Genomic DNA, 23952 nt, shown 5'->3' with positions numbered 1-23952 from the left:
AGTGAACTTCCCGCTTCCGATGCGATATTGTGTGCTCGTTGTTTCGCGTTGTTCGAAGCTTGTGATATAAGTTCGAGTTTAAGATCTTCTAACTTCGAATAATAATAGTTTGGCGAATTGGAGCTGAGCTCGACCCCTTGGGAAATTAAAGTGGAAATTTCGCGTGACGCATTATCTACTTTACCGAGCTCTTTTGATTCTATGCTCACATTTTGGGAAAGACTGTATCCCGTAAATGTGTTGTAACTTTTCCCTTCACCGTCGGTCTGATAAGAGAAATCTCGTTGAATATTTACTGCGTTAAAAAGGATTTCTTTTGAATCTATTCCTTGCTTTATTAGAAATTGACGAACCAATTCGCGATCGGATTGTAATTGCTCAGAGGCAGACGCAAGGTCCATTGACTTGCGACTAAATGAAGCGGACCATTTTACTATGTCGGACTCAAAATTTTTCATCGCATTACCCGTAACGCTAATCGTATTATTCACTTTGTATTTATACTTATATGCATTAGCTATAATACAGCCAAATCCAATAAATGCAACAGCAGCAATTGCCGTGATGATGATGCTATTGTATCTCATAATAAAAAAATATAATGCAATATACGGAATACATTTAGTAAACGTTACAGTCATATGTTCTTTTCGAATGCCGTATTCATTCTCATATTTTGTTCTCCACAGAGGGGGGAAGGTACGAAGTTCCTAAGTAGATAGATAGTTTGAGGCGTGAAGCTTCATTGTATTATTAGAATACAGGGGTTGTATTTTAAATGTGCACGCGTAGTTCTGTTCTTTTACATGAGATGGTGTTATGGACGATCTTTTTTGAGGTTTATTATGTTTGGTGAGGGTGTTGAGGTGGGAAAATGCGAATTATTGATGTTTTTTGTATTTTTTTTGATTGTTTTTTAAAAAATAACGTACATTTACATCAAAATAATACCAGTAACTGTATAAATTAATAAAATATCACTCAGAAAAATGTCAAGTCTTCGATTTAAAGCAGCAGAGGCAGCAGTTTCGCGATCTCTAGATTATGTTGAGAAAGTTGAGTCATTAAAAGCGACCAGTATCTACAACAAAAATGTATTTACTATTGCTAAAATGAAAGATTACCTTTCTAAAAATACGTATAAGGAACTTCTTCAGTTGATCGAAGATGGCTCGCAGGTATCGCGAGATATTGCAGATCATATTGCGCAAGCAATGAAAGTTTGGGCTATCGAAAATGGTACAACACATTATACACACTGGTTTCAACCGCTAACGGGAACGACCGCTGAGAAGCATGATGCATTTTTTGAGCCAGATGAGAATGGTAACGCGATTGAAAAATTTACAGGCGACTCGTTGGCGCAACAGGAGCCAGATGCTTCGTCGTTTCCTAATGGTGGTATCCGTAACACTTTTGAAGCGCGCGGTTATACTGCATGGGATCCTTCATCTCCTGCGTTTATTTTTGAGACGGTTGCAGGCAAGACATTATGTATACCGACCGTATTTGTCTCTTATACGGGTGAATCATTAGACTATAAAGCACCTTTACTAAAAGCAACTGCAGCGATTGACAAAGCTGCAACTGAAGTCGTTCAATATTTTGATAAATCTGTTTCAAAGGTAACAGCGTCGTTAGGGATAGAGCAGGAGTATTTCTTAGTTGATCTCTCTCTCTTCAACGCCCGCCCGGATCTTCAAATGACCGGACGTACTTTATTTGGACATATTTCTGCAAAAGGACAACAGTTGGAAGATCATTATTTTGGAGCGATTCCAGAGCGCGTTCTTGCTTATATGGTTGATCTTGAAAACGAAGCTTTAAAGCTCGGTATTCCTTTGAAAACTAGGCATAACGAGGTCGCTCCATCTCAATTTGAATGTGCGCCCATGTTTGAGGAGATAAATCTCGCAATAGACCACAATCAATTGCTGATGAATCTTATGGAGCAGGTCGCTGTGCGTCATAACTTCAAAGTTTTATTACATGAAAAGCCTTATAGTGGAGTTAATGGATCAGGGAAACATAACAATTGGTCTTTGATTACAAATACAGGTGTTAATTTGTTGTCTCCAGGTAAGACTCCGAAGAACAATCTTATGTTCTTGACTTTCTTTGTTAACACTATTAAAGCTGTATTTGAAAATGCAGATTTGTTGCGTGCGTCCATTGCTAGCCATAGTAATGATCACCGACTAGGGGCTAACGAAGCACCCCCAGCAATTATTTCTATTTTCTTAGGGTCACAACTAGATGAGATCCTTGAGGAAGTTGAGTCGGCGCGGGTGGCTAAAAAGGTTAAAAATGAAGCTAACTTATGGCACGGTATCCCTAAAATTCCAGAATTGAAGTTGGATAATACTGATCGGAACCGGACTTCTCCGTTTGCCTTTACGGGAAATAAATTTGAATTCCGCGCTGTCGGTTCTTCGTCGAATTCGGCATTACCGATGACCATTTTAAATGCTATTGTTGCTGCGCAGTTGATTGAATTTAAAATAGAAGTAGATAAACAGATTAAAAAAGGCACAAAAAAGGACCTCGCGTTGTTGAATGTTGTACGTAAGTACATTAAAGATTCAAAAGCAATCCGTTTTGAAGGTAATGGTTATAGTGACGAATGGGCGGTTGAAGCGGAAGCTCGTGGATTGTCCAATATCAAATCGACTCCTAAGGCGTTGGATGTCTACGTGAAGGAAGAAAGTCTTGAACTGTTTGAAAAGCTCGGGATATATTCAAAACGTGAATCAGAAGCACGCCATGAAATACTATTAGAAAATTTTTATAAAAAACTTCAGATTGAAGCCCGCGTAATAGAGGAAGTAGTAACAAGTCAGATTGCTCCAGCGTGTTTTCAATATCAGAATCAATTGATTGAAAATGTTAAAGGTCTTAAAGACATAGGGCTAGTCGCTGCAGCGTATAGCTCACAATTGAATCTTGTAGAACGGATTTCTAAACATACGAATTTGATTTTAGAGCAAGCAGAAGCAATGCGTCAAGCGCGTAAGACTTCGAATGTTATTGATGATATCCGTGACAAAGCAATTGCTTACGATGAAGTAGTGAAACCATATTTTGATGAGATACGTTACCATGTCAATAAATTAGAGAAAATTGTAGATGACAAAAAATGGCCGTTGCCAAAATTGCGTGAACTTTTGTTTTTGAGATAACGTTTGCTACTAACCACCAAATAATAAATATGGCGTCCAGATCTCTGGACGCCTTTTTAATTAAAAGCGGGTCTATAAGTAGAAATATTTTTGTTAATTTTAATATATGAAGATATTAGCATTTGCAGGCAGTAACAGTTCAGAATCCATTAATAAAAAGTTGGTAACATCTGTAAGTAAATATTATAAAGAAAGTGATGATACGGTTGAAATACTCGATCTGAACGATTATGAAGTGCCGATCTTTTCGATCGATCGAGAGAAGTCTAACGGAATACCTGTGCTTATCGAAGAATTTGTCAATAAGATTGATCAAGCAGATTTCATTCTGATCTCTTTTGCCGAAAATAATGGTAATTTCAATGCCGCGTATAAAAATATTAATGATTGGATTTCACGTGTTCCTAATCGAAAAATATTTAATGGAAAGCCTCTTTTCATAATGGCAACCAGCCCAGGAAAACGAGGTGGGCAAAGTGTATTAGATATCGCTACGGCGCGGTTACCTTTTGATGGTGCAGAAATTCTTGAAACGTTTAGTCTTCCTGAGTTTTATCAAAATTTTGAACAAGGTAAGGGTGTCGTTTCTATAACACATCGCGCACAGCTAGAGGCAAAGGTACGAAAGACAAAACGGATGTTAAAGGCGAAACTCGAACAAATGTAATTAATACAAAAATCTTATAGATATGGCAAAGAAAGTGTTATTGATAGTCGGTGACTATGTGGAAGATTACGAAGCGATGGTACCGTTTCAGGCAATGGGTTCAGTAGGGATTGAAGTTCATGCTATTGCACCAGAAAGAAAAAAGGGCGACGTGGTGCCAACCGCCGTACATGATTTCACAGGCGATCAAACTTATAAGGAGTTGCGCGGCCATAATTTCGCTATAAACTTCGATTTTGATACCGTGAACCCGGAAGATTACGATGGACTATATATAGCGGGCGGTCGTTCTGCTGAGTATATTCGTTTAAATAAAAAGGTTATTGAGTTTACGCAGTATTTTTTTAACAAAAATAAGCCCGTTGCAGCAATATGTCATGGTATTCAGGTATTAACCACAGCGCGTGTGTTGCAAGGTAGGACATTGACGGCATACGTTGCGGTGGGCCCGGATATTGAGCTCGCAGGAGGAACTTGGAAAAATATACCAGCCGATCAGGCTGTCGTGGACGGAAACCTTGTAACATCTCCGGCATGGCCAGGGCATCAAGCAATATTAAAAGAATTTTATAAATTACTCGGTATAACGATATCATTATAATGCAAAGAAACAAGAGGTTTTGGTGGATCGCCATAGGATTGATCATCATATTAGGCTATGGAGTTTGGGAGGCATTCAATCAACCGAGTATTGAAGATTTACCCGGTGATTTCAAGCAAGTTGCGTTCGTGCGAAATGAACAGAATAAAGGAGGCATTATTCGCGTGTATGCGGTCACTGTAGGCGATTTATCCAATGCAAAATTCGATGCGTGTGCTGACCTTTTTCCTGTAAACGACTACGGGAGCGTGACAAAGATCTATTTCTTTGACAAGTCCGCACCCTTTCCGACAACGCTAACTATTGATCCACCTCATTATGACACCAGCAAATTTAATGCGGTTTCTATTCTTCGCCGAACAGGACAAAAAAAGAACTAGAATTTAGTTTAGGAAAATACAAAATCTCATGGGTAGTGAATTAATTTTTACTACCCAATTTTTATGTGCTTTTTATCAGCTTTTTTGCTCCTCCATTTCGAAAACCGAATCGATTTTCCAGTTCAATTTATCTTTGGAAGCTCTAACTGCAAGTTGGTCACAGCGTTCATTTAATGGGTGACCAGCATGGCCTTTTACCCAGACAAGCTTTACGCGATGACGACCGTATAGACTCATAAGGCGTAACCACAGATCTTTATTTTTTTTACCTTCAAAGCCTTTTTTTATCCAACCAAAGACCCATTTTTTGTCTATTGCATCAATAACGTATTTTGAGTCAGAGAAAACTGTGACTGACTGATTTAGGTTTTTTAGTGCCTCTAACCCTATAATGACAGCTAATAACTCCATTCGATTGTTAGTCGTTTTACGAAACCCCCCTGAAAATTCTTTCTCTATTAACTTTCCCTGAAACGCAGGATTATCGCCTTTGTATATCGTTCTTAGAATAGTGCCATAGCCACCTGGACCAGGGTTACCACTCGATGCCCCATCGGTATATAGTTCAATCATTGGTTCAAAAATACGTATAAAACTAAGAAGCTTCGGAATTATCGAAGCTATTTTAGTGTTTGATGTTATTAATTATTTCTAGTATTACGCCGATGGTGTTGTTCGGTTATGAAAATCAGAAACAGATTGAGTTGGGAAAAAACGGAGGGGATCCCCTCCGTTAGTATTTACTAAGCTGTGTAGTTAAGTTCTTTCGCATTTTTTACCTTTTGCTTGAGTAAAGCAAGGTTTATGACGTCAGACATGTGAGTTACATAATTAAACTTAAGATCTTTAATATAGTCGTCTTTAATTTCTAATATGTCTTTTTCATTTGCTTTACAAAGGATGATCTCTTTTATATTCGCCCGTTTTGCGGCTAGTATCTTTTCTTTGATACCACCAACAGGTAGTACCCGACCACGGAGCGTAATCTCACCCGTCATTGCCAATTTTTCTTTCACTTTTCGTTGGGTAAAGAGCGACGTCAATGCCGTAAGCATCGTAATACCAGCTGAAGGTCCGTCCTTAGGGGTTGCTCCTGCAGGAACATGGATATTGACATCCCATTTGTCAAATATTTTATAGTCAATTCCAAATTGATCAGCGTGAGAACGAAGGTATGCCATAGCGATCGCAGCCGATTCTTTCATCACGTCTCCTAGATTACCTGTTAGACTAAGTTTGCCTTTACCTGGGCTTAAGCTCGATTCAATAAATAAAATATCACCACCTACTGATGTCCAAGCAAGTCCCGTCACTACACCAGCTACTTCATTATCTTCGTAGAGATCTTTGTCGAATATCGGAGCGCCTAATATTTCTTCAGTCAACGCGCTGTCAACCTTAGGATTGTATTCTTTTTCCATTACAATCCTTGTCGCTACACCACGTACAATCGATCCTATTTTCTTTTCCAATCCTCGGACACCAGACTCTCTTGTATATTCTTCAATGATTTTCTCAATAATTTTATTACTTAGCGTAGCTGACTTTTTGGTTAGACCGTGAACCTCAAGCTGCTTAGGTAATAGGTGTTTTTTTGCTATTTCTATTTTTTCTTCTATTGTATATCCATTAACCTCGATGATTTCCATTCGATCTAATAATGCAGGCTGTATACCATTTAAGGAATTTGCCGTAGCGATAAACATAACCTTCGATAGATCATACTCCATTTCTACATAATGATCATAGAAATTAGTATTTTGCTCTGGATCAAGAACCTCAAGCAAGGCGGAAGAAGGGTCACCTTTAAAATCTGAGCCTAATTTGTCGATCTCGTCAAGTACAAACACAGGGTTTGAAGCACCAGCTTTTTTCAAAGATTGTATAATGCGACCCGGCATTGCGCCAATATATGTCTTACGATGGCCACGAATTTCGGCTTCGTCTCGCACGCCCCCTAAAGCCATCCGTGTGTATTTTCTACCCAACGCTTTTGCAATAGATTTCCCAAGAGAAGTTTTACCGACACCTGGAGGGCCAACCAAGCAGAGAATCGGTGCCTTCATATCGTTCTTCAATTTAAGGACGGCCAAATACTCTATAATGCGTTGTTTAACTTTATCAAGGCCGTAATGATCCTTGTCGAGAACCTTCGTTGCACGGTTCAGGTCAAAATTATCTTTAGTAAACTCTCCCCATGGTAAATCCAATAGGAGTTCTAAATAGTTAATTTGAACGGAATAGTCGGCCGCTGCTGGATTAATGCGAGCCAGTTTTTCTAACTCCTTGTCGAAATGTTTTTTAACATCTATAGGCCATTTTTTCGAACGAGATCTTTTATCTAATTCCTGTAGTTCTAAATCAGGGCTATTGCCACCAAGCTCTTCTTGAATGGTCTTTAGTTGTTGATTGAGAAAATAGTCTCGCTGTTGCTTGTCGAGATCTACGCGAACTTTATTCTGTATCTGATTTTTTAACTCAAGAAGTTGTATCTCTGTAGTAAGGTGTTCAAGTAATATTTTCGCTCTTTTAACAAAGTCTTTGGTCTCGAGCAATATTTGCTTTTGATCCGTCTCTAGACTCATGTTCGAAGAGATAAAATTCACTAAAAACGTGTGGCTTTCTATATTTTTAATAGCAAGCCCAGCTTCACTCGGCAAGTTAGGTGATAACTGTATAATTTGTAAAGCAAGCTCCTTTATTGATGCAATAAGAGCTTTAAACTCCCGATTTGACACTTTTGGTTTATCCTCAGGGACACGTTCTACTTTCGCTTTTAGATAAGGCTCAGTAGAGACCATAGATGTGATTTTGAACCTTTGCTTCCCTTGAATAATGACCGTTGTATTGCCGTCCGGCATTTGCAATATCTTGATGATATTTGCAACGGTACCCAGTCGATGAAGTTGGTCGACCGTCGGTTCTTCGATGGTCATATCTTTTTGGGATACTACACCTATTGTACGGTCGTTTTTATAAGCTTCTTTAATTAGCTTGATTGACTTATCTCGACCAACGGTGATCGGAATGACTACACCAGGAAAAAGTACAGTATTACGTAGGGGGAGAATAGGTAGGATTTCTGGAATATCAGCTTTGCTCATTTCTTCCTCGTCTTGTGAACTAAGTAGCGGAAAAAATTCCGTTTCTTCGTTAATGACAGAAAGGACTTGATTTATGTCGAATGTGTCGTTTTTGTTCATGTATATATATGTTGATCCGACAAAATGTCAGATTTTAAGTTTGTTTTCCCGTTAATAAATAATTAACGCTATAATTGCAAGAGCGGTGCCAACTTTGAAAATTGGTACTATTTGTGCTAATAAAGTTATTATCCGAGTGATGAGGTACGTTAATGATGCAAATTTGGCGGGCTTTCGTTATAAAATGTGGAAATGTTTATAACTTCAGATTGCATAGTTAAACTATTTGCTTGAAATTTATATCAAAGAGTGATAGTGTGAGTTAATTAATAGAAAGAATAAATTAGTATATATGAAACGTAGAATTTTGAATAACCCGTGGAGAATGATGAAATTAGGTTTAGCATCGGCATCCTTAGCTTTGTTGACTTTGACCGTGCAGGCGCAAGATCAAGAACAGCATAGTAACCCGAATGTACGCCTAGGCCAAAAAGCTTTGTTAGACGGAGATTTTAAAGCTGCGGCGACACACCTTAAAAAAGCGTTGCCTGCAGAAGAAAATGATCCGGATGTGCAATATTTGCTAGGATATTCACAATTCCATAATGGGGCGTATACAAGTGCAATTGAAACCTTTAAGAAGGTAATCGGATTGGATGCTAACCATACTTCGGCTTATTACTACAAAGCAAAGGCAAGCAATAATCTAGCTGTTGCGCCAAATGGAAAATTAGGTAATTCTGCGAAAGAACAGTTGTTGAAGACCGCAATTGAAGATTTTAGCAAAGCCATATCTATTTCTGCAAACGATTCGAAATTGTACCAAAATCGGGCTATCGCTTATCGTGATTTGGGTATTTTGTTAGGTACTAGCGGTACTGATAATTACGATAAAGCTAAGGCTAGCGACGCGTATAATAAGGCTGTTGCTGATTACGAAAAGGTCTTGACTTATGACGCATCGAGAAAAGATATCCAGACGGAGGTAAAAAAAGCGAAAGTCTACCGCGATAACCTTAAATAAGTAGACGTAGTAGAAAGGTATTTATTTTGAGCGATTAAATTCTGTAACTCCGGTTGTAGAATCTAATCGCTTTTTTATTTTTTTCTAAATACAGAGTCACTTTTAAGCTTTAGTAGAAAAGTAAAGGACAGAGTAAAACGATCTGTCCTTTATTGTATTATGGAAATTTTTATTTTCCTGTCACTTATAATATTTCCGAGATATTGTGTTTAAAAAATGTAATGTAAATTAGGAGTAAACGCCCTCTTTCTTGAATTTCTTTACTAAAAGTGCATATACAATTGCACGATACTTGTTGCGGTTTGATTTTCCTATCTGATCGATAACCTCTTCAATCGCTTTGTCTAGCTCAGGACTATCTTTCAATCCTAGTTTTTTAATTAGAAAATTACTTTTTAGACGATCGAGTTCTGCTTTATCAGAGCCCGCAACAGTTTCTGCATCCGCATTATAGATCGAAGGGCCTAGTCCTTTTGAAACTGCAGCTATCAGTTTTTCATCAAGTGCTAGATTTAGTTTTTTTGCTTCTGCAACATATGCAGCGATCTTTTCTTCTAATTTACTCATAATTGCTTTTTTATATTTAATGATTATATCTTAAAGTTAATCAGGATTTTCTTTAAAAAGAAAGCATCTGCGTTAAATTTCTTAACAAAAGTTAGTCGATCAAGCCGGCTCTTTTTAGTAACGCGTCCACAGTGGGCTCTTGTCCGCGGAAACGTTTATATAGTTCCATTGGGTGTTCTGTTCCCCCTTTAGATAATATGTTATCTTTAAATAAAGTTGCAACATGTCGGCTAAATATCCCATGTTGTTGAAAAAACGAAAACGCGTCAGCGTCTAATACTTCAGCCCATTTGTAGCTATAGTATCCTGAAGAGTATCCCCCGTTGAAGATATGTGAAAACGCGGGACTCATCGCGTTGTCTTCGACGTCTGGAAATAGGTTGGTAGATTCGAATATTTCGGACTCAAATGATTTTACGCTATTGATATTTTTAGGATCCTTTCCATGCCAACCCATATCAAGTAAACCAAAGCTGAGCTGTCGTAGTGTAGCCATCCCTTCGAGGAAAGACGCAGATTTTTTAATTTTAGCGATTAATTCCATCGGGATCATTTCGCCTGACTGGTAGTGTTTAGCAAATAGTTCTAGCGCCTCTTTTTCGTAGCACCAGTTCTCCATAATTTGGCTGGGCAGTTCGACAAAATCCCAATATACGGAAGTTCCTGAAAGGGTAGGGTAGGTCGTGTTGGCGAGAATACCATGTAGTGCATGCCCAAATTCATGGAATAGCGTGGTTACTTCATTGAATGTAAGCAATGAGGGTTTCGTGACCGTGGGTTTCGTAAAGTTACATACGATGGAAACGTGAGGACATTGTTTTATACCATCCTGAATATATTGTGGTTTGAATGAGGTCATCCAAGCACCATTGCGTTTTCCTTTTCGTGGGAAAAAATCGGCGTAGAATACCGCGACCAGATCTTGATTGTCGTCGATTACTTCGTAGGTTTGCACTTCTGGATGATATTTATCGATGTTATCGATTTCTATAAAACGTATACCAAATAATTTTTCGGCTATTAAAAATGCACCGTTTAGAACATTTTCTAGTTTAAAGTAAGGTTTCAAAAGTTCGTCATCTAAGTCGAATCGTTCTTGTTTTAATTTTTCGGAGAAATAACTGCCGTCCCATTTTTCGAGTTTAGAAATTCCTTGTATTCTTTGTGAAAAATCGGACAGCTCTTTGAATTCCCGCTGAGCTGCTGGTTTTGCTTTGTTGAGTAGATCCGTTAAAAAAGCGTTTACGTTGTCCGGATTTTCAGCCATTCTTTCTTCAAGTATGAAGTGTGCATGCGTCGGATATCCTAAGAGATTGGCTCTTTGGTGTCTTAGATTTGTTATTTTGAGAATATTTTCTTCGTTGTTATGTTCATTGTTTTGAAATGCCTTTCTACCTGCGGCTAGGGTTATTTCTTTGCGTAGATCACGGTTATCGGCATAGGTTATAAATGGAATGTAACTGGGGTAGTCAAGTGTGAACACCCAGCCGGATTTTCCAAGGGATTCTGCCGCTCCTTTGGCCGCTTCTATCGCTCCTTCGGGAAGTCCTTTAAGGTCTTCCTGAGAGGTTATATGCAACTGATAAGCATTGGTTTCTGCAAGTACATTTTCACCAAATTTTAATTTTAAAACAGCTAATTCGGCGTCAATCTTCCGAAGCTTTTTCTTTTCCTCATCGTTCAACAGAGCCCCATTACGTACAAAGTTCCGGTACGACTTTTCTAAAAGTGTAGCTTCTTCGGGATTTAACGAAAAAGAATCACGTTGATCATATACTTTTTTTATTCTTTCAAATAGCTCGAAATTTAACGTTATGTCATTCGATAGTGCGGATAATTTTGGCGCAATTTCTTGTGCTAATTTGTCTAGTTCGTCGTTGGTTTCTGCGGAATGTAGATTGAAGAAAATATTAGAAATGCGATCCAGTTCCAGGCCGGAATAGGCCATCGCCTCTAATGTGTTTTCAAATGAGGGGTCCTGTTTGTTTTCTGTTATTTTAGCAATTTCGGCTTTTGTTTTGGCTATTGCATTATCAAATGCAGGAATATAATCCGTAACTTTTATTTGAGAAAACGGTGCAGAATCGTGTACCGTGTTGAATTTTTGATTTAAAATACTCATACCATAAAATTACTATTTTTTGTTTTATTCCAAGCGAGATAGTTGTCGAAAACGAAGTAATGTTTTTTTACTAGAATTAATAGCGCTATTCCTTAAAGTCTAGCGGGCATGATGATTTATAAAACTGATTTGGAGAAACTGGTAGCCGGCTCAGGGCTTGGTAATCACCATTTATTGTTTTTTATTATATCATTAGAATCTGTAAATTGTATTCTGGGTTCTAACGGATTAGTGGTTCGATTTTGCCACTTGTGTCTAAGAGGAGAATTATATAGACGTTGAGCGTCTATTTAGGTGATTTTAGTTCAATAACTTTGTTATGTGATTAAACTGGAAACATATAATGCTTGGGAATGGGTCTAGAGATTATTGAATCATATTCTTGTCTTTTAATAAAGATGTCCTCAGAAAGTTTTTGCTTTATGAGGACATGATATAGCTGAAGCTGTGTCACTGATGTTGGTACGAAATACGCTTTTATTTTTTCTTTGTAGTTTTTTTTGCCAGCTGCTCTTCCGCGTCTTTAAAATCGCGACGAATAATTCGTTCAATCGCTTCTTCAATACGTTCTCTTCCCGCATCTTCATTGATATCTATACCGCCTATGGTACTCCCGTTGTTCTTAGCGTGTAGCGTTAAATAGTATATCCCTCCTAGGATGATTGCGAGTGTTGCTCTAATGTCCACGTCAGAACCTTTAAATTTGCTATCTAGCGAAGATAGTAAGTGTTCGCCTAACTCTTCTCGATCATCGGCAACCTTTCTGAGGAGTTTGTTTTTCATTCCCATTTCCCAATGGATTATGCGCTGGATAGTTTTGTCTTTTAAGAAAGTGTCGAATTGGCCTTGGAATACTTCATTGGTTTCCGTCGCTCCGATTAAATGAGGAGCCTCAACAAGCTCTGCTAATTGTGTTCTAGATTTCGGAGACCAAAAGTCTTTTTCAAGGATGTACTGTTGTATCAAACCATCTAGGTTTCCAAAGTAAAGATATATCAACTTCGGGTTTAAACCAGATTCTTTCGCAATGTTAGTTATTGTTAGTCCTGAATAGGTGTATTTTTGTAATACTTTTCCCACGGTAGCAACCAGCCTGCGTTTTGTTTTTTCTTTATCTCTAATTGGTCCTGCAACTACTTTTCTTGTTTTTTTTTCAGGGATACTTTCAGTTCCTTGAGCAGATTCCTTTTTTTTACGTGCCATAGTAGACTTTGTCTTTTTTGTGATTAAAATAGTTCGATATAAAATTGGTAAATTTTTATTTATATATCAAATTCTTTTTAATATTTTTTTTCATTTGCATACCTTGTTTATTAGACTTTTATGGGTGTTATTTTTGCTACGGTTGAATTGGAATAATTTTAGTCTATTTGTTCGTCTTGAATATTATATTCTTGGTTATTTCACTGTTTGTATTGGTTTATTGAACCTATAATTAATAGGAATATTTGAAGAATAATTATCTTCCAACTGAGAGGAAACCCAATAAATTATTCAACAAATAAGTTGAATAAATGTGTGTAACTTTTTTGGTATGCTCTATTACCTTACAGTTTTCATCGTCTATTTACAAAAAGAGTGTCTATTTTGCAATTTCGGAAGCAATAGAGAACTAGTTTTCCTTTCACATTTTGTGTTTTCATATAAGCCGTATAACTGCGATTCTTCATAACGACCTAATCGGCATTTTAAAGGATTTGCTACGTTCGACAATGATTGCATGAGAATATTCTTTGTAGTTAGCAAATCTCTTTGACGCATAAGGTGCAATCAGACGAACACCATCCTATTTCCGATATTTACAGATTATTAGTTTTTTTGCCCGAAAATTTTACTTTAAATTTACTACCTACTTATCTCCGAAATGGAGCATGCAGGTTTTTATTTCAAAACTATGATGAACAAAATTTTAACATCTCTGGTGGTCCTTATCCTGCCTTTAATGGTTTCCGCGCAGAACAACGAATTAGTGAAATATGTTTCACCAATTATTGGGACAGCAAAGATGGGACATACATTTCCAGGTGCGACTGTACCGTTTGGTGCGGTGCAATTGAGCCCAGATACCGATACGATACCGTATGCTGTTGACGGAAAGTATAATGGAGAGGTTTATCGGTATTGCGCAGGTTATCAGTACGATGATCCAACGATCGTTGGTTTTAGCCATACCCATTTCAGTGGAACTGGACATTCTGACTTAGGAGACTTATTAGTGATGCCAACAGTTGGGGACTTGCAGCTTAATCCGGGAACCGCGGAAAGACCGGAAACCGGATATCGATCGGCGTATTCTCATAGTAACGAAACGGCGGAGGCTAATTATTATAAAGTTATGTTGGATGATCCAAAAGTCACCGCAGAACTAACAACGTCAGATAGGGTGGGGTTTCATCGTTATACGTTTCCCAAATCTGATCAATCGCACATTATTATCGATTTGAAATCGGGTATTTATAATTATGACCAAAAGAATATATGGACGGTATTTAGAGTTTTAAACGATTCGGTCGCAACAGGTTATATTCAAAGTAGCGGGTGGGCGCGTACACGAACCATTTACTTCGCGATAACATTTTCTAAAGCTTTCAAAAATTATGGTTCGTCTTCTGATAGAGAAGAAATACCATATAAAGGTTTTTGGCGTAAATTTAATCAAACCGAAAATTTTCCCGACATAGCGGGACAGAAAATAACGATGCATTTTGATTTCGATACCGAAGACCAAGAGCAGGTGCAGATGAAGGTAGCGATAAGCCCTGTAAGTATGAGTAATGCTCTCGCCAATATGGAAGCAGAAATTCCACATTGGGATTTTGATAGGGTTAAAGACGCGGGACAACAAAAGTGGGAAAATGAATTACAAAAGATCAAAGTTGATTTGCTAAGAGAGGACGACTATATAAACTTTTATACTGCGATGTACCATGCGGCTCTCATGCCAACCGTATACATGGATGTAAACGGAGAATATAAAGGGCTCGACTACGAGACTCATAAGGCAGATGGTTTTGTCAACTATACTTCTTTTTCGTTATGGGATACGTTCAGGGCATTTCATCCCTATCTTAATTTAATAAATCCAGAGCGCAACGCCGATATGATCTCATCAATGATGGCGCATTATGATCAAAGTGTTTTGAAGATGCTTCCGATTTGGTCACATTATGCGAATGATAATTGGTGTATGAGTGGGTATCACTCTGTATCTGTTGTAGTCGATGCAATATTAAAGGGTGTTTACAAAGGAGATCCTCACGCAGCTTTGGCTGCATGCGTCCAAACAGCAAATACACGTAATTATGAAGGTATCGGAGAGTATATTGACCGGGGTTATGTTCCAGACGAAGTGTCGGGAACCTCTGTATCCAATACATTAGAATACGCGTATGATGATTGGTGTATAGCGCAATTAGCCAAACACTTAGGCGTTGAGGATGTCTACAAGACATTTAGTGAACGGTCGGAGAACTGGAGAAATGTATATGATCCTAGCATTGGGTTTATGCGCCCCAAAGACACAAAGGGCAAATTTAGGGAACAGTTTGATGTTTTGGAAACACATGGGCAAGGTTTTATCGAAGGTAATACATGGAATTACAGCCTCTACGTACCGCACAACCCGAAAGCGCTAATGGAAATAATGGGCGGAAAGACGAAATTAGAAGTCTATTTAGATTCTTTATTTACAATGCATTTACCAGATAAATTTTTTGCCAATACAGAGGATATTACAAGAGAGGGAATTATTGGTAATTACGTACATGGCAATGAACCTTCACATCATGTTGTATATCTCTATAATATCACCGATGCTCCGTGGAAAGCACAATCTCGTATTCGCATGATATTGGAAAATCAGTATCATATTGGTCACGATGGACTGGGTGGAAATGATGATTGTGGACAGATGAGCGCATGGTATATTTTTAACTCATTAGGGTTTTATCCAGTTAGTCCTGGATCTGACGAATATTGGATCGGTAGTCCACTGGTTAAATCGGCGTCTATTAATCTTGGAGAGGGCAAATCCTTTAAGATCGCAGCCATTGGCCAAAGTGAGAAGAATGTTTACGTCAAGAAGGTGGAATTAAACGGAAAACCGATAACTGATTTTAAAATAAAGCATTCAGAAATTATAGCTGGTGGTACGTTAACCTATGTCATGAGTAGCAACCCCAACAAGAAATAGTTTTGGACACCTAATAGAACATAAGGGCCGTAACAATCTTAGATTGATACGGCCTTAGTTTTTAAGGAAAGGTTTTTCTAGCGGTTCGAGTGATCGCTTCTTTTAATAACCGGGGTTTTGACTCCAGTTCGTATTGACATTAAGAACACTCGTTGGTAGCGGAAAAATTCGTCGAAATCGTTCTGAAAAACCAGCGGAATATAATGATTTAAATCCCCAATTATCTTCAAATTTCCCGAAACGTATTAAGTCATTTCGTCTCCAAGATTCGTCTACGAACTCTCGCGCACGTTCGTCGAGCAAATCATTGAGGGTAGGTTCCGTTGTTAACTCCGGCGCTCCCACGTAGTTACGTATTTGATTGATAAGTGATTTAGCCGTTTCTCCATTAGTGGCTGGTGCTCCACGTAAAATAGCCTCCGCCTTCATAAGTAAAATATCCGCGTAGCGAAATATTGGCACGTCGTTACTTTGGTTACGGTTGTTTGCGGAGGTGACGTTAACATCCATATAAAATTTAACGGATCGATAACCCATAGAACGTCCTTTTAAGTCATTTCCTCCATTCAGTGTTGGTCCTCCATCGGGACGAAGGGAAATCTCTTTAGTTGTTTCTAAATGCCATTGGAAAGTTTCGTTAGCATCATTGCCATTGTAATCTTGATCAATCCCTTTTTTAGATGTTGTTATCAAAAACGGCCGGTTTAAATCTGGCGCGTAATCAGACCAATAATATTGTAGGCCGCCGATATAGATAGAATTTCGTTGGTCCCCCTCTAATTTAAACTTTTCAAGAAAAGCTGGTAATACACGCAAGGTGCCTGCGACACTCTGTGGGAGGGAGGCAAACTGATTTTGGCCGCTGCGGTGAATCCAATAGCGAGAATAGGTCATTCCTTGTTGCTTTTCACGATCGTAGGGAACCGCGAAAATAAAATCCTTAATTTGCGGTCCGTTATCGGGCCGGAATTTTTCGAGATATCTGTGACTGGTTACGTTATAAAACCCTGATTGGATGATGTCGTCACACATTGCCACTACATCGACTAATTTAGCATTGCTGGCTTCGGGTGTATATGCCGCGATGTTCGAGGCGGTGTATACTGCCCAATTTAAATAAAGCTTAGCTAAAAGAGCGTCCGCCATATACCGCGTAGCTTGCCCGTAATTTGCGACGGTCACTTCATTCGGTAGCCGATCGCGGACCTCAAGTAGCTCGGATTCGATGAAATGACATATTTCTGCGCGAGAGGATCGTTCCGGTATTTGATCCACTTTGCTTGTAATTAACGGGACATCACCGAAATTATCCATCAAAATGAAGTAATAGAAAGCGCGCATTGCGCGCATCGGTGCTGCGGCGTCACTTTGATCATCGCCGAATATCGCAAGCACATTATTGGATAAATTTATGCCATTCATAGCGTCGTTCCACATGCCTGGAATTATGCCATTGTCGGCTGTCCAATTGTGAACATGCAATTCTCGAAATCGACCGCCGTCATAGTAATCGGTACCTAACGCGAGGCTAACTGCTTCGTCGGAACTTAATGTTTGTGACATCCAATGGTTGTAACCTAATGCACCGCGATAGGCAGCGTAAACGTCAGCTGAAATTGCTTCGGCCGCTCGTTCGGTTGTCGGAAATTCGGTGTACTGCGATTTAATATCTACATCTAAATCGGTACAAGAAGAAAGGGTGGTAGCAAGAATAGTTGTCGAAATATAGAAGGCGAATTTGTAAGTATTCATAGTTTTTTTTGATTATAAAGTAAAGTTTACACCAAACATGAATGTGCGGGTTCGTGGGTAAATTTGGCGATTATCTATTCCTGGGGTCAATCCCCCCAGATCAACTTCGGGATCCAAGCCTTTGTAACTTGAAATTACAAAGGCATTGTTTATACTCGCGTAAATTCGCATTGATTTGATTTGAGTCGAGATATCGCGAAGATTATAGGATAGTGACAGATTGGCTAAACGCAGATAGTCACCTTTTTCTAGGTATCTATCGGACAGGTAATGGGCATTGATGTCGGTCATTTTTTCCGTAGAGATAACGCTAGCGAGGAGATTCTTTTGCCCCGCGTTTCCAACGACATTGGAATGGCGCGCTCTTGTTGCGTTCATAATCTTGTTACCGAAAACGCCTTGAAACATGGCGGTTAGAGCCAGGTTTTTATAGGCCAAGTTATTATTCCATCCTAGTGTGAAGGTCGGTTGACCGCTGCCTGTAGCAGCTCTATCCTTGAAAGTTGGAGTAATAGTGGTTTCTCCAGTGCGATCCCCGGTGTTTTCGTCACGAACATAGAATGTGGAGATTCCATCGTCATTGTAACCGGCCCATTCCCAAGTGTAGAATTGGCCGATCGGTGCACCTTCCAACAGACGTTGTTGAAAAGCGCTACTTTGTCCCGCTCCGCCTAGATCGGAAAGATCCACATAATCGACTGAAAATTCCTGATTCGAAATACCCTTGACGACGTTTTTGTTGTGTGATGCGACAATTCCAGTACTCCAACTGAAGTCTGTCAATTTTACGGGGGTCGCATTTAGTGTGATCTCGATACCTTTGTTGTTCACTTCGCCCACGTTTGCTGTTAACGACCCGTATAAGTACTTTGTAGTGGATACAGCATAATCATAGATTAAATCTGTTGTGTTTTTGTCATAAATTTCAACCGTACCGCTTAGGCGATTATCAAGTAACGCGAAGTCAACACCTAGATTGATCATTCCAGTGCGCTCCCAACGCAACTCTTCGTTCGCGTTGCGAAGAGCGGCTAATGTACGCAGTTGATCACCTAATGCATTGGTGTAAAAACTCGATGTGGCACCATAAACTTGTCGGGCAGTAAAAACATCGAATCCCATCGAATTTCCACTCACGCCATATCCTGCACGTAATTTTAAATCGTTAAAAACGGATTCTTGCATGAACGGCTCTTCCGATATTCGCCATGCTGCAGATATTGACGGAAAGGTCGCCCAGCGGTTGTTTTTACCAAAAGCGGAAGAACCGTCTCGTCGGATAGTCGCTTGGAATAAATATTTGCTATTGTAGGCGTAGTTTACCCGCCCATATACGGAGATCATTCGCAGAGTTGAAAGGTAGTAGTTGCCAAAGCCAAGTAAGTCGACGACATTCGCCATTCCCGGATTGTAATAGCTTAAACCATCATCGTAATAATCCGAGGTCGTTAGTTGAAAACCGTCGTCGTTATTATTTTCTTCCCAAGAATAACCAGCAAGTGCTGATAATTTATGAAGTTGATTAAAAGTGTGGTCATAAGCTAAATTCATTTCTAAAACTTTGCGATCATCTTCGACTGCTGCACGAATAGACTTTCCATTTTGATTGCGGGCCGCCATAGAAGCGCTAGTGTAATATTGAGAGTTGTTAATTTGTCTATTTTGCATCGACAAGTCGATGTTGTAGGTCAGACTTGGGATGATCTTATAAGCCAATTTTGCATGCGCTTGGATGACCTTCGTTTTGGTGAAGTTCGTATTTTCTTTAATTAACGAAACGGGATTTACATATTGTGAACGATCCGATTTTTCAAACCAGCTTCCATTTTCATTTTTCACAGGAGATACTGGCAAAAAATAGTACATAGCATCGTAAACACTTACACCGTCTCCAAGAGCAAGCACGTCATTTTGCTTAGTAATGCTTGTGTTTAGATTAAATGATGCACTCAGTCGATCATCAAGAGCTTTGGTTTGCACAAAACCTCTTCCGATTTGACGTCCCATATCTGTCCCTTTGATAATTCCATTGTTTTTTAAAGTATTCACACTAGCACTGTATTGTGTTGATTCACTACCACCAATTAGCGAGATGTTGTGATTGTTGGATACTCCAGTTCGTTGCACTTCATTTTGCCAATTCGTATTTGCGCCCAAATCATCTGTAGGCTCCATTGAGAATCCATGGTTGTTAATAAACGTCCTATATTGATCACCGTCCATCATTTGATAGTGCTTTGCTACTTTATCTATTGCCACATATCCACTGTAGTTAATGCTAGTCTGTCCACTGTGTCCGCGTTTAGTAGTGACAATGATCACACCGTTGGCTGCCTTGGATCCATATATTGCGGTGGCAGAGGCGTCACGAAGTACATCGATGCTAGCGATGTCGTCTGGCGCCACCAAAGTTAATGAAGCACCAGGGACTCCGTCAATTACGTAATAGGGCTCCATTGCTTCACCAACACGAAGGGTAGATGAGCCGCGCAAGGTAACTGATGGGGTGGCGTTCGGATTACTATTGTTGGATGAAACGGTTAAGCCCGGGACCTTTCCTTGTAGCAATTGGGCGGGACTCGTGAATACACCTTGATTCATGTCGTCGCTTTTAATCGTCGTGATGGAACTCGTAACATCTTTGCGAGAGACTTTTCCATAGCCGATTACAACTTCATCGATAGCAGTAGCTAGCTGCTGCAACTTTATGCTAAGGGCGATCGGTTTATCTTGTTGAATTTGGTAGCCGGATAGGGTGTCGGAGCTGTAACCAACGTAACTAAAGATAAACTGGTAAGGTCCTCCGTTGGGCAGGTTTCGGAAGTTGAAAAGTCCTTCGTCCGAAGAGCTTGTGCTAAAACTCTGGTTTGTTCCTTGATGGGTTGCTTTAATACTTACCCCAGAAAGGAATTCACCGAGTTCATTTTGCGTCGCTCCTTTTACTTGATCTTGCTGGGCATTTGCTTGCGCCGCCATTGCAGCGAAAAAAATCGCCAACAGCAATTTTTTTGTCAGTTGATGCGTGTTGTTAAACATGGTCGTTTTAATTATAGATTTTTATTTCTTAATGTTTTTACGTGTTAAGGTATAGCCTGACTGGTCATTTATAGAATATTCCAAGTCGTTAATAAGGCAAATGACAGCTAGCACATCTGTTAAGCTTTCCCTTTCGGTATCAATTATACCTGTGTATTGGATTTTAGCAATGGTATTATCCAGAATTTGGATTCTCGTTTGATATGCTTTTTCTAGTTCGACTAGTACTTCGATAATGGGTTGGTTGTCAATTTGAATCGTACCTCTCTTAGGATGTGCGTCTTGGAAGGAGGTGAGTTTTCGCTGCGGTTTGCTTGTTCTGGTTTTTCTTGCTTTGGTTTTTTGTTGAACTTGATTGGTATTGCGATCAAAAGTCAGACGATCCCCTTTTTGGGTCAGGTAGACATTAGTAAAACCAGCTGTTGGTGCAGTAGAAACTATAACGACTTTACCTGAATGGAGCTCCACAGAGGTAAGTGTGTTCTCCTGTTGTGTATCGACGGTGAAACTAGTACCTAGTGCTGTCGTTTTCGTTCCGCCGGCGTACACGCTGAACGGCCGCGTCTTATCTTTTTTTACGCTGAAAAGTGCTTTGCCAAATAGGTGTATTTCTCGGGCATTGTTATAGTTTGATACGATATATTTAATGCAGGTGTTGGGATAAAGAACTACCATGGAGCTATCAGGCAGGTATAGTGTTTGCGTGGTATCCTGTGTGTTTGATGTTTCATGCCAATGTTTTTCCCTAGCGTGATCAATAACGGCTATCTTTTGTTTTTGATTGTCTAGGTTGTGATATTGGTTTACGCCGATTAGGATAAATAATACGAGACATGCGACAGAAGAATAGCTTAATAACAAATGCATAGTATTGTTCCGGCTTAATTTTTTACGGTCTTCAGCTTGTATCTCGGACAATTTTTTCACAATCTCTTCCTCCATCTTTTTGGAGGGTACTTTTTTTATGTCAGATTGAGTTTGGTTGATCCATTGGGAATCTGAAAATAGTTCCTCGACGATCGAAGGGTTGTTCCACAGAATTTGTTTACGATAAATTTTAGCCGTAGTCTCATGGCGAGACTTTCTACGTTTTCTTTTTGCGAACCTCATACTTATATTACGTGGCTCAGCGTACCATACCCTAGTCTGTTTTTTTAAATAAGTTAAGAGACAGTCCGGTATTGAAGATGAGGCTACGGTAGTATGCTGGGACAGCAGGATTGTTTATGTGATGCGTTATGAATAATCAGAGCATAATCGAATATAGGTGCTGTTTTAGTTGACCGAGCGCTTTGCCGATATGGTGTTCTACTGTTTTTGGAGAAATGGAAAACAATTTGGCGATTTCTTTATGAGTTAATCCGTTATTCCTGCTGAGTTCAAATATTGTACGTCGCATTTTAGGCATATTTTGGATGTCTTTTTGTAAAAGATGGAGTAAATCTTTACTTTCAATAGCATGTATTAGGCAGTTTGTGAATGGAGTGGTTGCAGTTAGACCTTCATGCTTAAAACGTGTAGCCTCCTTTCTTAAAAGGTCAATCATCACCTGTCTTGCTATTCCAAAGAGTTGTATGTTGAGAGGCAGGTTTTCACGTAATAATTCTCTTTGTTTCCATAATTTAATAAAGGTGAGCTGGGTTACCTCCTCAGCTATGTACTCTGATTTAGTACGTAGTATTATGAAACTGTAAATTTGAGAGTGATATTGTATATATACTTCTTTAAAGACAACATCCCGATTTTCTTTCAATCCTTTGATATGCTCCATATTTAGGTCAAAGTTAAATTGCGAATGTATGGTCGTGGTTAAGCTTGTGTGATGCTTCTATGAAATCTGAGTCTTTTAGAACGGCTGCAAAATAAATTATTGTGTTTTGACAAAAGAAACCACATCAAATACATTGTTGTACCGTCATTCGTCGCTTTTCGTTGGTCAGAAAGATCATTTCCTACTGTTTTTATAAAACAGAGCGTAAAACCGATAGGTCTTTAGCCTGTGGGATGTAAGTGACTACCCCCTGACCAGAGTATGTACCCACGAATGGTCTCAGGAGATGCCTCATCAATATAGCAAACCAAGTATCCATCTGACCAGAAAGTATGTTCTTTCCAAAAATGTTTAGATAAGAATGGCTTATGAGTTGAATGTCGGATAGGGTAAGTAGACTCGTGCTTTAACTTACGAACAATAGAAGTAATTGACAGACGTGGACATAACGAATTAGAAAATGTATGTGGTCTAAATCTGATTCAAACACTTAGAAAATAATTAATATTAAATGAGTTAATGATTACTAACATATTTAGCTAATTATTTGCTGCCTTTGATAGAGGTACGGATTGTTTTGCGATATTAAGATTGCTGAATTCCAGTGTCTTAATCAGAATATTACCTATTATTTCTTAATTAATTTCACCCGGGCGGGTTATTTAATAGTATAGTGAAGACAATTATTCGGACATATCGATTTGAACTTCAACCCACACAAGAGCAGCAAGTGTTGTTGGATAAGCATTTTGGTTGTGTCCGATATGTTTACAACCATTTTTTAAATGAAAAACAAGCCCAGTATCAAGCAGGTAAAAAATCTGATAATTACTATATACAGGCAGCAACACTCATAGCATTAAAGAATACTAACGAAAATATCTGGCTTAAAGAAGTCAATAGCCAATCTTTACAGTCAGCTTTGAAATCTTTAGACGCTGGCTACGTGAATTTCTATCGTGGTCACGCTAAATTTCCAAGATTTAAGTCGAAGAGGAAAAAGAACAGTTTCACTATTCCGCAATTTGCAAAACTTGAAAATGGGCTGTTTTGCGCACCAAAGTTTAAAAAAGCTATTCAAGTAAATAGTCACCGTGAAGTAAAGGGTAAGATTGGAAAATGTACTGTAAGTAAAACGCCAACAGGGAAATATTTTGTATCCATACTATTAGAAGAACACTATCAACCCCAAGAAAAGACGGGTGCTGCCTGTGGAATAGATTTAGGTTTGAAAGACTTTGCTATTACTTCTGGGGGCGTTAAATTTAAAAACCACAAATACACAAAGAAATATGAAAAAGAACTAGCAAAAGCACAAAAACATCTTTCTCGTAAGACAAAAGGTCGAATACCTAATCAACAATATTCGACCTTTTGATTTTAAAGTTTACTTTCTTTCTTGACTTTTCTTTTTACCGTTGCCGGTCTTGCGGCCTGTTTTACTGCATATTGCCGTTCTAGATATTTGACCACTTCAATTGCAATGTCCTTTCCAGTGGCTGCCTCAATTCCTTCTAG

At 39.0% G+C, this 23952-nt stretch carries 18 protein-coding genes; 7 read left to right on the top strand and 11 right to left on the bottom strand.

The annotated features are described in order from the left end of the window. Nucleotides 1–587, bottom strand: a 587-nt coding sequence (locus HP439_RS08345) for an SIMPL domain-containing protein (protein ID WP_172389880.1), incomplete at its 3' end; no start/stop codon positions are given. Between the two features lie 402 nt (nucleotides 588–989). Here HP439_RS08345 and HP439_RS08340 point away from each other — a divergent pair. The 4 genes from HP439_RS08340 (at nucleotide 990) to HP439_RS08325 (ending at nucleotide 4827) form a co-directional block, all read left to right on the top strand. Next, nucleotides 990–3179: a glutamine synthetase III family protein gene (locus HP439_RS08340; protein WP_172389879.1), complete on the top strand. Its 2190-nt coding sequence runs from the start codon at nucleotides 990–992 to the stop codon at nucleotides 3177–3179. Between the two features lie 106 nt (nucleotides 3180–3285). After that, nucleotides 3286–3846: an NADPH-dependent FMN reductase gene (locus HP439_RS08335; RefSeq protein ID WP_172389878.1), complete on the top strand. Its 561-nt coding sequence runs from the start codon at nucleotides 3286–3288 to the stop codon at nucleotides 3844–3846. A 22-nt stretch (nucleotides 3847–3868) separates the two neighbouring features. Next, nucleotides 3869–4447 carry a DJ-1/PfpI family protein gene (locus HP439_RS08330; protein WP_172389877.1) on the top strand — a complete coding sequence of 193 codons (579 nt, stop codon included), beginning with the start codon at nucleotides 3869–3871 and terminating at the stop codon, nucleotides 4445–4447. Further along, entirely contained in the window at nucleotides 4447–4827 is a 381-nt protein-coding gene (locus HP439_RS08325; protein WP_216657797.1) for a hypothetical protein, read from the top strand. The genes HP439_RS08330 and HP439_RS08325 overlap by 1 nt, the downstream gene beginning before the upstream one ends. A 75-nt stretch (nucleotides 4828–4902) precedes the next feature. Here the strand turns inward: HP439_RS08325 and HP439_RS08320 are convergent, their stop codons facing one another. Then, nucleotides 4903–5400: a ribonuclease HI gene (locus tag HP439_RS08320; protein WP_172389876.1), complete on the bottom strand. Its 498-nt coding sequence runs from the start codon at nucleotides 5398–5400 to the stop codon at nucleotides 4903–4905. 170 nt (nucleotides 5401–5570) lie between these two features. After that, entirely contained in the window at nucleotides 5571–8030 is a 2460-nt protein-coding gene (lon, locus tag HP439_RS08315; RefSeq protein WP_172389875.1) for an endopeptidase La, read from the bottom strand. A 292-nt stretch (nucleotides 8031–8322) separates the two neighbouring features. Here lon and HP439_RS08310 point away from each other — a divergent pair, with 292 nt between their 5' ends. Beyond that, a complete protein-coding gene (locus HP439_RS08310; protein ID WP_172389874.1) occupies nucleotides 8323–8994 on the top strand; it encodes a CDC27 family protein in 672 nt (223 codons plus the stop codon). A gap of 228 nt (nucleotides 8995–9222) precedes the next feature. Here HP439_RS08310 and HP439_RS08305 read toward each other — a convergent pair whose 3' ends face one another. The 3 genes from HP439_RS08305 to HP439_RS08295 form a co-directional block, all read right to left on the bottom strand. After that, a complete protein-coding gene (locus HP439_RS08305; RefSeq protein ID WP_172389873.1) occupies nucleotides 9223–9561 on the bottom strand; it encodes a DUF2853 family protein in 339 nt (112 codons plus the stop codon). A gap of 91 nt (nucleotides 9562–9652) precedes the next feature. Next, nucleotides 9653–11683: a M3 family metallopeptidase gene (locus HP439_RS08300; protein ID WP_172389872.1), complete on the bottom strand. Its 2031-nt coding sequence runs from the start codon at nucleotides 11681–11683 to the stop codon at nucleotides 9653–9655. A 477-nt stretch (nucleotides 11684–12160) separates the two neighbouring features. After that, the gene (locus tag HP439_RS08295) at nucleotides 12161–12886 is read right to left on the bottom strand and encodes a TetR/AcrR family transcriptional regulator (protein ID WP_172389871.1); all 726 of its coding nucleotides are present in this window, start codon (nucleotides 12884–12886) and stop codon (nucleotides 12161–12163) included. A 694-nt stretch (nucleotides 12887–13580) separates the two neighbouring features. Here HP439_RS08295 and HP439_RS08290 point away from each other — a divergent pair. After that, nucleotides 13581–15875: a GH92 family glycosyl hydrolase gene (locus tag HP439_RS08290; protein WP_172389882.1), complete on the top strand. Its 2295-nt coding sequence runs from the start codon at nucleotides 13581–13583 to the stop codon at nucleotides 15873–15875. Between the two features lie 102 nt (nucleotides 15876–15977). On the opposite strand, the gene HP439_RS08285 is transcribed toward HP439_RS08290, so the two are convergent. The 5 genes from HP439_RS08285 to HP439_RS19710 form a co-directional block, all read right to left on the bottom strand. Continuing rightward, nucleotides 15978–17627, bottom strand: a complete 1650-nt coding sequence (locus HP439_RS08285; protein ID WP_172389870.1) for a RagB/SusD family nutrient uptake outer membrane protein — start codon at nucleotides 17625–17627, stop codon at nucleotides 15978–15980. Between the two features lie 12 nt (nucleotides 17628–17639). Beyond that, complete coding sequence (locus HP439_RS08280; RefSeq protein WP_172389869.1) at nucleotides 17640–20663, bottom strand: SusC/RagA family TonB-linked outer membrane protein; 3024 nt, start codon at nucleotides 20661–20663, stop codon at nucleotides 17640–17642. A gap of 21 nt (nucleotides 20664–20684) precedes the next feature. Further along, complete coding sequence (locus HP439_RS08275; RefSeq protein ID WP_172389868.1) at nucleotides 20685–21773, bottom strand: FecR family protein; 1089 nt, start codon at nucleotides 21771–21773, stop codon at nucleotides 20685–20687. Between the two features lie 136 nt (nucleotides 21774–21909). Next, nucleotides 21910–22434 (bottom strand): sigma-70 family RNA polymerase sigma factor, encoded by a 525-nt coding sequence (locus tag HP439_RS08270; protein ID WP_172389867.1) that lies wholly within the window; start codon nucleotides 22432–22434, stop codon nucleotides 21910–21912. Between the two features lie 221 nt (nucleotides 22435–22655). Further along, on the bottom strand, nucleotides 22656–22871 hold the full coding sequence (locus tag HP439_RS19710; protein ID WP_216657798.1) for a transposase: 216 nt from the start codon (nucleotides 22869–22871) through the stop codon (nucleotides 22656–22658). Nucleotides 22872–23107: 236 nt separating this feature from the next. Between HP439_RS19710 and HP439_RS08260 the strand changes: the two genes are divergently transcribed. Next, nucleotides 23108–23812 carry an RNA-guided endonuclease TnpB family protein gene (locus tag HP439_RS08260; RefSeq protein ID WP_172389866.1) on the top strand — a complete coding sequence of 235 codons (705 nt, stop codon included), beginning with the start codon at nucleotides 23108–23110 and terminating at the stop codon, nucleotides 23810–23812. Nucleotides 23813–23952: the final 140 nt, after the last annotated feature.

This window comes from Sphingobacterium shayense (genome assembly GCF_013179575.1).
GTDB lineage: Bacteria > Bacteroidota > Bacteroidia > Sphingobacteriales > Sphingobacteriaceae > Sphingobacterium > Sphingobacterium shayense.
The sequence above is the reverse complement of the archived record's forward strand: the minus strand, read 5'-3'. Positions and strand labels throughout refer to the sequence as shown.

Coding starts and splice junctions, on each gene's coding strand:
- HP439_RS08305 (WP_172389873.1), bottom strand. CDS start 9,561: ATGAGTAAATTAGAAGAAAAGATCGCTGCATATGTTGCAGAAGCAAAA.
- HP439_RS08330 (WP_172389877.1), top strand. CDS start 3,869: ATGGCAAAGAAAGTGTTATTGATAGTCGGTGACTATGTGGAAGATTAC.
- HP439_RS08280 (WP_172389869.1), bottom strand. CDS start 20,663: ATGTTTAACAACACGCATCAACTGACAAAAAAATTGCTGTTGGCGATT.
- HP439_RS08285 (WP_172389870.1), bottom strand. CDS start 17,627: ATGAATACTTACAAATTCGCCTTCTATATTTCGACAACTATTCTTGCT.
- HP439_RS08335 (WP_172389878.1), top strand. CDS start 3,286: ATGAAGATATTAGCATTTGCAGGCAGTAACAGTTCAGAATCCATTAAT.
- HP439_RS08295 (WP_172389871.1), bottom strand. CDS start 12,886: ATGGCACGTAAAAAAAAGGAATCTGCTCAAGGAACTGAAAGTATCCCT.
- HP439_RS08340 (WP_172389879.1), top strand. CDS start 990: ATGTCAAGTCTTCGATTTAAAGCAGCAGAGGCAGCAGTTTCGCGATCT.
- HP439_RS08290 (WP_172389882.1), top strand. CDS start 13,581: ATGAACAAAATTTTAACATCTCTGGTGGTCCTTATCCTGCCTTTAATG.
- lon (WP_172389875.1), bottom strand. CDS start 8,030: ATGAACAAAAACGACACATTCGACATAAATCAAGTCCTTTCTGTCATT.
- HP439_RS08270 (WP_172389867.1), bottom strand. CDS start 22,434: ATGGAGCATATCAAAGGATTGAAAGAAAATCGGGATGTTGTCTTTAAA.
- HP439_RS08310 (WP_172389874.1), top strand. CDS start 8,323: ATGAAACGTAGAATTTTGAATAACCCGTGGAGAATGATGAAATTAGGT.
- HP439_RS08300 (WP_172389872.1), bottom strand. CDS start 11,683: ATGAGTATTTTAAATCAAAAATTCAACACGGTACACGATTCTGCACCG.
- HP439_RS08320 (WP_172389876.1), bottom strand. CDS start 5,400: ATGATTGAACTATATACCGATGGGGCATCGAGTGGTAACCCTGGTCCA.
- HP439_RS08275 (WP_172389868.1), bottom strand. CDS start 21,773: ATGAGGTTCGCAAAAAGAAAACGTAGAAAGTCTCGCCATGAGACTACG.
- HP439_RS08325 (WP_216657797.1), top strand. CDS start 4,447: ATGCAAAGAAACAAGAGGTTTTGGTGGATCGCCATAGGATTGATCATC.